At 53.8% G+C, this 11,906-nt stretch carries 10 protein-coding genes and 1 pseudogene; 8 read left to right on the top strand and 3 right to left on the bottom strand.

Annotated elements, in window-relative coordinates; genetic code table 11:
* The coding region (gene mrcB, locus MHN01_RS06385; protein WP_370646442.1) for a penicillin-binding protein 1B at positions 1–2,386 on the bottom strand (2,386 nt) is incomplete at its 3' end.
* Positions 2,387–2,484: 98 nt separating this feature from the next.
* A complete protein-coding gene (gene hrpB, locus MHN01_RS06380) occupies positions 2,485–4,953 on the bottom strand; it encodes an ATP-dependent helicase HrpB (protein ID WP_239410552.1) in 2,469 nt (822 codons plus the stop codon).
* Between the two features lie 141 nt (positions 4,954–5,094).
* Between hrpB and thpR the strand changes: the two genes are divergently transcribed.
* The 8 genes from thpR (at position 5,095) to panC (ending at position 11,577) form a co-directional block, all read left to right on the top strand.
* Complete coding sequence (gene thpR / locus MHN01_RS06375; RefSeq protein ID WP_239410551.1) at positions 5,095–5,676, top strand: RNA 2',3'-cyclic phosphodiesterase; 582 nt, start codon at positions 5,095–5,097, stop codon at positions 5,674–5,676.
* On the top strand, positions 5,673–6,383 hold the full coding sequence (sfsA, locus tag MHN01_RS06370; RefSeq protein WP_239410550.1) for a DNA/RNA nuclease SfsA: 711 nt from the start codon (positions 5,673–5,675) through the stop codon (positions 6,381–6,383). Before thpR ends, sfsA begins: the two co-directional genes overlap by 4 nt.
* 129 nt (positions 6,384–6,512) lie before the next feature.
* Positions 6,513–6,962 (top strand): RNA polymerase-binding protein DksA, encoded by a 450-nt coding sequence (gene dksA / locus MHN01_RS06365; RefSeq protein WP_075762320.1) that lies wholly within the window; start codon positions 6,513–6,515, stop codon positions 6,960–6,962.
* 72 nt (positions 6,963–7,034) lie between these two features.
* Entirely contained in the window at positions 7,035–7,919 is an 885-nt protein-coding gene (gene gluQRS / locus MHN01_RS06360) for a tRNA glutamyl-Q(34) synthetase GluQRS (RefSeq protein ID WP_239410549.1), read from the top strand.
* A 103-nt stretch (positions 7,920–8,022) separates the two neighbouring features.
* A complete protein-coding gene (gene pcnB, locus MHN01_RS06355; protein ID WP_239410554.1) occupies positions 8,023–9,393 on the top strand; it encodes a polynucleotide adenylyltransferase PcnB in 1,371 nt (456 codons plus the stop codon).
* Entirely contained in the window at positions 9,390–9,875 is a 486-nt protein-coding gene (gene folK / locus MHN01_RS06350; protein WP_239410548.1) for a 2-amino-4-hydroxy-6-hydroxymethyldihydropteridine diphosphokinase, read from the top strand. Before pcnB ends, folK begins: the two co-directional genes overlap by 4 nt.
* A 25-nt stretch (positions 9,876–9,900) precedes the next feature.
* Positions 9,901–10,695 (top strand): 3-methyl-2-oxobutanoate hydroxymethyltransferase, encoded by a 795-nt coding sequence (gene panB, locus MHN01_RS06345; protein ID WP_239410547.1) that lies wholly within the window; start codon positions 9,901–9,903, stop codon positions 10,693–10,695.
* A gap of 9 nt (positions 10,696–10,704) precedes the next feature.
* Positions 10,705–11,577 carry a pantoate--beta-alanine ligase gene (gene panC / locus MHN01_RS06340; protein ID WP_239410546.1) on the top strand — a complete coding sequence of 291 codons (873 nt, stop codon included), beginning with the start codon at positions 10,705–10,707 and terminating at the stop codon, positions 11,575–11,577.
* Positions 11,578–11,696: 119 nt separating this feature from the next.
* Here panC and MHN01_RS06335 read toward each other — a convergent pair.
* A pseudogene (locus MHN01_RS06335) lies at positions 11,697–11,906 on the bottom strand (ABC transporter permease); the annotation flags it as partial.

Here is an 11,906-nt window from a genome sequence, read left to right as displayed (position 1 = left end):
ACACAGGCAGGGACTGCTGACCGCTACAGTCCTGGCTCAGAGTACCATTGGACAAGCGGTTATATTTCATCGTGGTCAGCTTCTTGGGCCAGGTCAGACGCAAAGGTTCCGGCTGACGACGATTGAGATAGTCGCTATACAGGCGCAGGGCCCCGGCCGAACCAGTCAGGTTGACGGGCTTGTTATCGTCTCTCCCGATCCAAACAGTTACCACTTCACGGCCATCGGCTCCGACATACCAACTATCCCGGGTCTTATCGGTTGTACCGGTTTTCCCTGCCAGTGCCGCCCAGCCGAATGTCGGCTGCAGAAAGCGCGCAGTTCCCTGGCTAACCACATTTTTCATCCCGTAGGTAGTCAGCCATGCCGCCTGCTCCGGTACCACCTGGGCTGCTTTGGGGTAGTTCTGGTAAAGCATGCTGCCCTGCTGGTCAACGACGGCACGCAGTGCGGTTAGCTCCGCCTTACGTCCACCGCTTGTCACCGTCTGGTACATCTGGGTGACCTCAAACGGCGTCAGGGTAAAGGCACCGAGCAAAATCGACGGCAATTTAGGGATCTCATTACGGTCGACACCAAGCTGCACCATGGTATCAATCACCGGGTCGAGGCCGACTTTCAACCCCAGATTCACAGTCGGTACATTCAGCGATTTTGCCAGCGCATAATACAACGGCACCTCGCCCCGGAACTTACGGTCATAGTTTCGCGGCTTCCAGGCCGTTCCCCGGCTTCCCTTCAGCATGATAGGCTTATCATCAATCGTGGTCGCCAGGGAGTATTGCCCTGGTTTACGAAGGGCTGCCAGATACACGGCAGGTTTAACCAGCGAGCCTATCTGACGGCTTCCTTCCAGCGCCCTATTGAATCCGGCATAGCCCGGACGGCTACCCCCAACCATCGCACGAACTTCTCCGCTTCGGCGATCAACAGCAACGATGGCCGTCTCGACTTTTACACCGGCCTTCTTGTTTAATTTCGGCACCATCGCCATCACCGCTTTTTCGGCTTCTTGCTGTGATAGCGGATCCAGGGTACTGAACACTCTCAGGCCCACGCCCGGGGTAAAGTTATCACCAACTTTCTGCTTCAGCTCTCGCTGCAACTGTTGGAAATACGCCGGCTGGCGACTGGCAATCATCGGACGGTTCTGCACATCCAGCGGACGGGATGCGGCCTGCTCGTATTGTTCACCGTCCAAAATGCCATTGTCCATCATCAGCCTCAGGATCAAATCCCTGCGCTGGCGGGCACGCTCAGGATTGCGCCACGGGTTGTAATAAGACGGGCCCTTTGCCAGCCCGACCAACAACGCCTGCTGATCGATACGCAGCTCCTGCAGCGGTCGGCCAAAGTACAGTCGCGCTCCCAGGGCAAAACCGTGTACCTCTTTGCCCCCGTTTTGACCAAGATAAATTTCATTGAGGTAGGCTTCGAGGACCCGATCTTTACTGTAACGATAGTCGATGATCAGGGCGATATAGGCCTCACTCAGTTTCCGCAGCAAAGTACGCTCGCGGGAAAGGAAAATATTTTTTGCCAGCTGCTGTGTCAGGGTACTTCCCCCCTGTACTGTCCTTCCGGCTTTCAGGTTCACGAAAAGCGCACGTACAATTGCCAACGGGGAAACACCGTCGTGATGATAAAAATCACGGTCTTCGGTCACCAATAAAGCATCAACCAGCACCTCGGGGAAGCGCTCTCGCGGCAGGAAGATTCGCTGCTCGCCTTCATTTGCCCCCAGCATTCCCAGCATTTTTGGCTCAATACGCAAGTAGCCCAGTTGACGCTTGCTGCCAACTTCGTGGATCCGACTCAAGGTTCCGTCGGAAAAAGTCAGCATCACATGCCGCTTGCCCTCGTGGCCGTCCTCGAACTCAAAAGGCCGGCGGATAAGCTCAATACGAGTAGACGATGATGAATACTCACCGATCCGCTGCGGCGTTTTGACTTTGTGGTACTGCAAGAGATCAAGCTCCCTACGAACTTCCTGCAGGGTCATGGCCTGATCAGGTTGCAACGTCAGCACCCGCCCGTATACAACAGCCGGCAGATTCCACAACTGGCCATCAAACTTATCCCGCACCACATTATCCAGGTAGATCCCGACAACCAGCAGCACAGCCACCACCGCAATGGCAACTTTAACACCGAACCCTATCAGCCATCTCAACCAGCGCGGTAACCGGGATTGCTTCTTGGTGGTCTTTTTCCGGCTACGGCGAGGTTTGGCCGGGCTTTTTTTGGCGGGCGCTTTGGTCGATGTCTTGCGCCGGGTACCGGTTTTCTTCTCGGCAGGTTTCTTCGCCACAGGCTTTTTGCCTCCCGGCTTCTTTGGGGCTGGCGCTGCAAGGCGAACTGGCAACTTGATCTTCATGCTGTTCATCATTCCCGAAATCCAATCCCTGTATGGCTATTGTCTGAACACAGGGATCAAAAGGCTTCTGTCGGCCATCACGCAGTTCGCGGCAGCTGACAATGCAATTACATATACTTCTTGGTTTTCTTTGTTGGTGCATGGTTTGCCGGATCATCTGGCCACACATGCTTGGGATAGCGCCCTTTCATCTCTTTCTGTACATCCCGGTAGGAGCCTTGCCAGAAAGCGGCCAAATCCTGGGTGATCTGCAATGGTCGCTGCGCCGGGGAGAGCAGCTCCAACACCACCGCAACCTTCCCGTTGGCAATCTGCGGGGATGTTTTTTCTCCGAACATCTCCTGCATTCGCACTGCCAGTACCGGTTTATGGCCCAGTTGATAACGGATTGGATAGCGCGATCCTGTCGGCACCTGGTAATGCGTGGGCAGTATCGAGTCCAATGCTTTCGCCTGCTCCCAGCCAAGACGGGCTTCCAATGCCGCCACTAGGTCAATCTTATCAATCGCTTTAAGCGTTTTTATACCATTCATAAACGGCAACAGCCACTGCTCGGCATCAGCAAGCAAGCTCTCCTCGTCCATGGCCGGCAGATTCAGCTCCGGCAGCCACTCTGCAGCACAGCGGGCCCGAACAAGCAAACTCTCCGCACGTTTATTCCACGGCAGTACATCCAACCCCTTGCGCACTATCGCATTGAGCAGGGCTTCGCTGGCCTTGGCCGGATCCGGCTCTGCCATCGCACTACGCTTCAGGATCAGCTGGCCACAGCACAAGTGCTTCTCGGCACTCAAACGTCCTTTCTTGTCATCCCAATCCAGCCATTCACGCTCATCAAACAGCTGTGGAAGTAACTGTTGCAGCAGGTCTGCATCTGCTGCGATAGCCGAGAAGATACGGCTGTCGCCCTGCCGGGTCTTGACGACATCGGCAACCACCAGCATAGCTTCATTCGCCATCGGCTCATCCGGTAGCAACATCGCTCCCTGGCCATTAGCCAGCTGATAACGCCCGTCCCTTCCTCGCGACAGGGCAATACGGTCTGGGAACCCCGCTGCCATCAAGGGAGCGATCCACTCGGCATCTGTTTTTAAACTAGCAGGCACTGTCTTTGCCAATTTACCCAGATGATGCTTGGCACGCTGCATATATTGTCGGCTTCGTGGGAGCTTGCCACCTTCCAGCAGATTGAGCTGAAAATGCAGATCCGGATTGTTCATGCCACGCGGAGGCTCTTCTAACAGTGCCACCAGCATGGCCGCTGTCGCCATCGCCGACATGCTCTGACTCTTGGCCATCAGCAATATTGCGGCATGACGGGGATCGGCGCCCAGTTGCTGTATTTGCTTTCCCCTGGTAGTGAGCTTGTTATCTGCATCCAACGCCCCCAGGCTTTGTAACAACGCGCGAGACTGACGTAGAGCCTGAGCAGGAGGAATATCCAGCCAACGCAGTTCCCCGGCCTCCATACAGCCCCACTGGGCCAGCTCCATCGCCAGCGTGGTCAGGTCGGCCCGCAGGATCTCGGGCTGCGGCGTAGCAGGTTGCCTGACCAGCAGCTCTTCACTATAAAGTCGCAGGCAGATCCCCGGCTCAAGACGTCCGGCACGACCGGCGCGCTGTTCGGCAGACGAGCGGGCAATACGGACTAGCTCCAGCCGGCTGATCCCGGTCTTGGGATCCCACTGCGCGATCCGTTCCAGTCCGCTGTCAACAACGATACGGATCCCTTCGATAGTCAAACTGGTCTCGGCGATATTGGTCGCCAGCACCACCTTGCGCTTGCCTTTCGGGGCCGGGGTGATCGCCTGCTGTTGCTGGGCTGTCGTCAGCTGTCCGTAAAGCGGACAAATCTCGACCTCACTCCCCATTTTCTCTTCAAGCAATGTTGCCAGGCGCTTGATCTCGCCGGCACCCGGTAAAAAGACCAAGATAGAGCCTTGCTCACCATTGAGCAGCTGAACCACTTCCCGCGCGGCGCTGTCGACAACCTGCTGGCTATCTGTGACCGTTTTGTATCGGTGCTCCACCGTAAAGCAGCGCCCTTCGGATTCTATATATGCAGCATCGGGAAGCAAGGAAGTAAGCGCCTCGGCATCAAGCGTCGCTGACATCACCAGCAACTTGAGATCGTCACGTAAGGCCTCCTGCACCTCCAGTGCCAGCGCTAGTGACGTATCGGCATGGATACTTCGCTCGTGGAATTCATCAAAAATCAGCAGCCCGATCCCCTCAAGCTCGGGATCCTGCAGCTGCATTCGGGTCATCACACCTTCAGTCACAATCTCCAGCCGGGTGGCCGCGCTGACCCGGGTCTCGCCCCGCACCCTAAGACCGACGGTCTGTCCGACACTTTCCCCCAGCTGCGAAGCCAGATAACTGGCAATATTGCGTGCCGCCAGACGACGCGGCTCCAGCATAACGATCCGCCCCTCAATCCCGCCCTGCTGCAAGATAGCCAAAGGTAACCGGGTCGACTTACCCGCCCCGGGCGGAGCCTTCAAAATAAGCTGAGAGCAAGACGTGAGCTGATCAAGCAACGGAGATAAAACGGTATCGATAGGCAGCTGTGACAATGTGAAAACCTTGTGTCATATTCAAACTATGCTGAAAGCTATTGTACAAGAAAGTCATTTGGCAAACTGAACAATTATCCGCCATCTCCTTATCCTGCGATCTCACTAGGATGAAAATCATTTTTTATGGGACGACATTCGATGAATGCGAATAAGCAAGAACGTCTTTTCTTTGCCCTGGCACTGGACACCCCGGCCAACCAGCCCGTCTTCCATCAACTTTGCCAACTGGCCCAAGCCTTGCCCGGCGAAGGCCGTCGGGTACCGGATCGCAACCTCCACCTGACCCTGGCCTTTCTCGGGCTTGTTGACGAACAACAGAAAGCACACCTCATGGATTTAACCAGCGCAATCGCCGTTCCTTCGTTTGCCTTCCATGCCTCCGTGCTGAAGTACCGCAAGCGAAACCGAATGATATGGCTAGGGGGCAATACCATCCCGGCCCCGCTGGCGCAGCTGGCCTCCGATTTGAAAGAAGCGGCTTTACAAGCCGGACTAGAACAGGAAGAACGCAGCTACAAGCCGCACATCACTCTCAAAAAACAGGTCCGGCAGCGACCTGATCCGATGCCAGAAAATGTGGATTTCAGCTTTCATTTTCAGCACTTTGGATTGTATATTTCAGAACAGGTCAATACAGCCCGAGGCTCAGGCGTACGCTACCGGTGCCTGCGGCAGTGGCCGCTGACCCCAACCCAACAGGACAACCAGGATCTTGAATGAAATTTGACCCACCGTTACAGGCTGCTACATTAATCAGACGCTATAAACGCTTCCTCGCAGACATCGAATTTCCCGATGGCGAAGTGCGTACCATTCACTGTGCCAATACCGGTGCGATGACCGGCTGTGCCGAGCCAGGAAGTACGGTGTGGTACTCCACATCAGATAATCCGAAGCGCAAATACCCCAACAGCTGGGAGCTTACTCACACCCTTGACGGAGACTGGATTTGCGTCAATACGGCTCGGGCCAACCGCCTGGTCGAAGAGGCAATAAACAAGAATGTCATCACAGAATTACAAGGCTATTCATCACTCCGTACTGAAGTAAAGTATGGTTGTGAAAACAGCAGGATAGATATATTGCTGACTGCCGGTGACAAACCACCGTGCTATATTGAAGTAAAGAGCGTTACCCTGCTGGAGGATGGACAAGGCTTTTTCCCCGACGCAGTCACCTCTCGGGGCCAAAAACACCTGCGGGAGCTGATGGAGGTAGCTAAGAACGGAGACAGAGCCGTACTTTTTTTCGCTATTTTACATTCAGGGATTGAAAATGTATCCGCGGCACACCATATAGACCCGGACTATCATAAATTAATTCAACAGGCAGAACGGGCTGGCGTTGAGATCATCTGTTACAAAGCGGTATTGAATCAGGATGAACTCTATTTAAACAACTGTATAAAATTTCATCAACAATTGTGAAAAATGATGCTTTCTTCACATTGGTATAAAATTGAATATATGCAGCAATTGCCACACATACCCCTTTCTGCTATAGATACCGCCCAAAATTAACCAGTGACGGTTATTAGGTATATTAGGAGATGCTATATGCCAGAGAGCAACGTTAAAAAATCGCTAGGCATCCTGGCTATTGCTGGGGTAGAGCCATATCAGGAAAAAGCCGGCGAAGAATACATGGGTGAAGCTCAGCTAGAGCACTTCCGTAAAATTCTTGATGCTTGGCGTAACCAGCTTCGCGAAGAAGTTGATCGCACCGTTAACCACATGCAGGATGAAGCAGCAAACTTCCCTGATCCTGTTGATCGTGCTGCACAGGAAGAAGAATTCAGCCTGGAGCTTCGTAACCGTGACCGCGAACGTAAGCTGATCAAGAAGATTGAAAAAACGCTTCAGCGCATCGAAGACGATGACTTTGGCTTCTGTGACTCTTGCGGTATCGAGATCGGCATCCGCCGCCTTGAAGCCCGCCCTACAGCCGAACTATGTATCGACTGTAAAACGCTTGCAGAAATCAAAGAAAAGCAGATGGCAGGCTAATACTTCGGTATTATACATCAACTGTTTTAAGGGGGAGCAGCAGCTCCCTCTTTCATTTTTTATGATTTGTTTATGAGTACAAAAAGCCATTATATCGGCCGCTTTGCGCCCTCTCCGTCAGGCCCCTTGCACTTCGGCTCCCTTGTCGCAGCCCTCGGCAGCTACCTGCAGGCCAGATCCCAGCAGGGCACCTGGCTGGTACGCATGGAAGATCTCGATCCGCCCCGGGAAATGCCCGGTGCCGCGGACGATATCTTACATACGCTGGAAGCCTACGGACTAACCTGGGATGGCAGCATCATGTATCAGAGCCAACGCCATGAAGCCTACCAGGCCCAGATTGATACCTGGCTCCACAGTCGAGAAGCCTACTATTGCCAATGTACCCGTAAACAAATCAAACTTGCCGGTGGATTTTATCCCGGAACCTGCCGCGAACTGAACTGCAGCGCCAATAACAGCGCCGTTCGACTTAAAGTTAATACACCTGTTACCTATTTTAATGATGTGCTGCACGGCCACATTGAGATCCCGCAGTCCCTGGCCCGGGAGGATTTCATTATCCACCGCCGTGACGGACTGTATGCCTACAACCTCGCCGTCGTTCTGGATGACATCGAACAAGGCGTCACCGAGGTCGTTCGCGGCGCAGATCTGATTGAGCCAACGGGCAGACAAATCGGCCTGTATCGCCAGTTAGGAAAGCCGGAAGTCAGCTATCTGCACCTACCGCTGGCTGTCACCGACAACGGCAACAAACTATCGAAGCAGAACCATGCCCCGGCAATCGACAAGGCCAACCCGAAGCCTGCTTTAATTAGGGCAATGATGTTTCTCGGCATGCAGCCGCCTGCTGATTTAGCTGCCTCCAGCCTGGAAGATATCCTCCGCTGGGGCTGCATGCACTGGCAGGTTGACAGGCTGCCGCAAACCACAGCTATCACACTAGGATTCTAAAATGGCCCGCCGTGATATATGATATGCGGCTGTTTGTTGAACCCGATCCACGTTTATGAGGTGTATTATCTTTAATCGAGTAGCCAGCTTTTGCCGTAAGGTATTGAATCGCGACAGTAGTACTCTCGTTACCGAGGACCTAACCTTGCAAATTTTTCAACGCCAAGAGCACGGTATTTCACGTAAAGATATCAGCGAAAATGCGCTGAAGGTACTGTATCGTCTCAATAAGGCCGGTTTTGACGCCTACCTTGTCGGTGGCGGCGTCCGCGATCTGTTACTAAACAAGCAGCCGAAAGATTTTGATATCGCAACAAACGCCACACCGGAAGAGATCAAGAAGCTCTTTCGCAACTGTCGACTAATCGGCCGTCGCTTCCGTCTGGCACATATTCTGTTTGGCCGCGATGTTATCGAAGTGGCAACTTTCCGTGGCCACCATGCCGATGCCAAGCCAAGCGTCCAGAACAAACAGCAAATCGCCTCGCAAAACCAGGAAGGTATGCTGCTGCGCGACAATGTCTACGGCACTATCGATGAAGACGCCGAACGCCGCGACTTCACGATCAATGCCCTTTACTACAGCATCAAGGACTTTACCGTCAGCGACTATGCCAACGGTGTCCACGATCTGGAGAACCGCATTATTCGCCTGATCGGCGATCCGGAAACCCGCTACCGCGAAGATCCGGTCCGCATGCTGCGTGCAGTCCGTTTTGCTGCCAAGCTCGATATGACAATCGAAAGCAAGACAGCCGAACCCATTCACGGACTTGCCACCTTGTTGCAGGACATTCCGCCTGCCCGCCTGTTTGAGGAAAGCCTAAAGCTACTCCAGTCGGGCAACGGACTAGCAACCTACAAGCTGCTCCGCGAGTATAACCTGTTCCAGCAACTGTTCCCGCTGCTGTCTGAGCACTTTACAGAGGATCACAGCAGCCAGACCGAATTAATGATTGAGCACATTCTCGCTGCGACCGATAAACGTATCGTCGAAGAGAAACGTGTCAATCCGGCCTTTATGTATGCAGCGATGCTGTGGTACCCGATGGTGACCCGGGCCGAGGAAATTTCGATTACCAGCGGCCTGTCGTACTATGATGCCTTTATGGTTGCCTCGAACGATATCCTCGACGAACAAGTTAAGTCGATTGCAATCCCGCGCCGCTTTACCACCACAGTTCGCGATATCTGGCAGCAGCAGATGCGCTTTAGCCGCCGCAGCGGCAAACGTGCCTTCAAGATGCTGGAACATCCTAAATTCAGGGCTGCATACGATTTTCTTGAAATGCGCGGCAACTTCGAGAGTGCCGACATTGCCGAACTGGCTGGCTGGTGGAATGAGTTCCAGTCTGCCGACCGCAACCGACGCAGTAAGATGGTACAGAAAATCAACGACGAGAGCGGCCAGCGTCGTCCTCGCCGTCGTCGTCCGCAGCGTCGTAAAAAACCGCAAGTGAAGTCATCGTCATGATCCGAGCCTATATCGCGATTGGCAGTAACCTGGGTGACCCTGTCGCCCAGGCGAAAAAAGCCATTGCTGCCCTCAAAGAGGTTCCTGAAATCCAGGTGGTTGCAGAATCATCACTTTACAGCAGTACCCCGATGGGACCTCAGGATCAGCCCGACTACATCAATGCGGTGGTGGCAATTGATACCACCCTGTCCCCGCTTGACCTGCTGGATCGCACTCAGGCAATCGAACTTGAGCATGGCCGGGTTCGCAAGGCTGAGCGCTGGGGACCGAGAACACTGGATCTCGACATTATCCTGTACGGTGATCTGGTACATGACTGTGAACGGCTGACCGTTCCACACTACGGGATGAAGGTACGTGAGTTTGTACTTTATCCGCTGGCAGAAATTGCCCCTGATTTAATCCTGCCTGATCAGACAGCCCTCCAGACGCTGCTTCGTCAGGTAGATCGCAATGGCCTCGCCATCTGGCAATCATAAGGCATTGTTTTAGGGAGATAAAATTATGAAAAAGATTACTATCAACGACCTGATGAAGTGGAAGCAGGAAGGTCGTAAATTTGCGTCTGTCACAGCCTATGATGCAAGCTTTGCTCAGCTGTTTGAGCAACAGGAAGTCCCGGTCCTGCTAGTTGGCGACTCGCTGGGTATGGTCCTTCAGGGCAAACCCGATACCCTGCCGGTCAGTGTTCAGGATATTGCCTACCACACGCGTTGTGTCCGCGCTGGCAGCCCGAATGCGCTGCTAATGGCTGATATGCCATTTATGAGCTACGGCACTCCTGAGCAGGCCTGTGAAAGCGCTGCCGAGCTGATGCGAGCCGGTGCCAATATGGTCAAACTGGAAGGCGGAGCCTGGCTGGCCGAGACTGTCTCCAAGCTAACCGAGCGTGCCGTGCCGGTTTGTGCTCACCTGGGGCTAACCCCTCAGTCAGTCAATATTTTTGGAGGCTATAAAGTTCAGGGACGTGACTCTGACCACGCTGAGCAGATGGTGAAAGATGCTATCCTGTTGAAAAACGCTGGTGCCCAGATCATTTTACTCGAGTGTGTACCAGCCAGCCTTGCCGAGCGCATAACCAAAGCCGTCGAGGTACCGGTTATTGGTATCGGTGCCGGTAATGTCACCGACGGCCAGATCCTGGTCATGCACGATATGTTCGGGATCTCAGCCAACTACATGCCACGTTTCTCAAAGAACTACCTGGCTGAAACCGGCGAGATGCGCGCGGCAGTCACCAAATACCTAGAAGATGTCGAGGCCGGTGTTTTCCCGGGCCCAGAACATACCTTTGAGTAAGGAATAAAAATGCAAACATTCGCTGAGATCGCTCCGATTCGCGAACAAGTTCGAGTATGGCGCCGAGAAGGCCGCCGTATCGCTTTTGTTCCAACCATGGGCAATCTGCATGAAGGTCACCTTACGCTGGTTCGCAAAGCCCGTGAGCACGCTGATGTGGTTGTTGTCAGCATCTTTGTCAACCCGATGCAATTCGACAAAGCCGATGATCTGGCCAACTACCCGCGCACGCTGGAAGATGATCTCGCCAAGCTAAATGGCGAAGCCGTCGATATGGTCTTTACGCCGACGCCGGATATCATGTACCCGAAAGGCCTGGATCGCCAGACGTTTGTCGATGTACCTGAGCTATCGACAATGCTTGAGGGAGCATTGCGCCCTAACCACTTCCGTGGCGTTTCTACCGTAGTTACCAAGCTGTTTAACATTGTCCAACCGGACGTCGCATGCTTTGGTGAGAAAGACTACCAGCAGCTAGCGCTTATCCGCCAGATGGTTATCGACATGGCCATGGATATCGAAATCATCGGTGTTCCAACTGTTCGTGAAATGGACGGCCTGGCCATGAGCTCGCGCAACGGTTACCTCACTGTCGACGAGCGCCAGCGCGCACCTGTACTGGCACGTACCATGCGTTGGATCAGCAGCCAGATGCGTGGCGGACGTACCGACTATGCCGAAATCGTTGTCGACGCAAGCGACCAGCTGCGTGCTGCCGGCCTGCAACCGGACGAAATCTATATCCGCGATGCTATCAGCCTCCAGTTGATCGGCGAAGAGACCCAGCAGGCAGTGATCCTGATGTCAGCCATCCTGGGCAAGGCACGCCTGATCGACAACCAGGTGGTTGACCTGGCTGCACCGCAACAAGCTTCTGAATAATTCCCAAAGCAAGATATGTACAAGGCCCGGCATCAATGATGCCGGGCCTTTTTGTTAGAGCAAACACACAAAAAAGCCCAGTGTGAAAACTGGGCTTTGTTTCAATCATCAGCGTATTGCTATGAGCGCAAACCGATCCCGCGCGAGATCAGGTAATAAACGAACCCATACAGCGCGGCAATGAACACCCCGAGTACCGCAAAAGATGTCCCGATACCGACATCCGACACCCCGAGGAAACCATATCGGAACGCATTGACCATATACACAATCGGATTGAGCTTGGAGACCCCTTGCCAGAACTCAGGCAGCAGACTCAGCGAATAGAA

It is taken from the genome of Photobacterium sp. OFAV2-7, assembly GCF_022347985.1.
Taxonomy (GTDB): domain Bacteria; phylum Pseudomonadota; class Gammaproteobacteria; order Enterobacterales; family Vibrionaceae; genus Photobacterium.
Note: the sequence above shows the minus strand (reverse complement) of the source record. Positions and strands in the feature narration are given on the sequence as shown.

Bases quoted from the DNA above. Each gene is read 5' to 3' on its own strand.
- dksA (WP_075762320.1), top strand. From the start codon at position 6,513: ATGCCAGAGAGCAACGTTAAAAAATCGCTAGGCATCCTGGCTATTGCT.
- sfsA (WP_239410550.1), top strand. From the start codon at position 5,673: ATGAAATTTGACCCACCGTTACAGGCTGCTACATTAATCAGACGCTAT.
- panB (WP_239410547.1), top strand. From the start codon at position 9,901: ATGAAAAAGATTACTATCAACGACCTGATGAAGTGGAAGCAGGAAGGT.
- folK (WP_239410548.1), top strand. From the start codon at position 9,390: ATGATCCGAGCCTATATCGCGATTGGCAGTAACCTGGGTGACCCTGTC.
- panC (WP_239410546.1), top strand. From the start codon at position 10,705: ATGCAAACATTCGCTGAGATCGCTCCGATTCGCGAACAAGTTCGAGTA.
- gluQRS (WP_239410549.1), top strand. From the start codon at position 7,035: ATGAGTACAAAAAGCCATTATATCGGCCGCTTTGCGCCCTCTCCGTCA.
- thpR (WP_239410551.1), top strand. From the start codon at position 5,095: ATGAATGCGAATAAGCAAGAACGTCTTTTCTTTGCCCTGGCACTGGAC.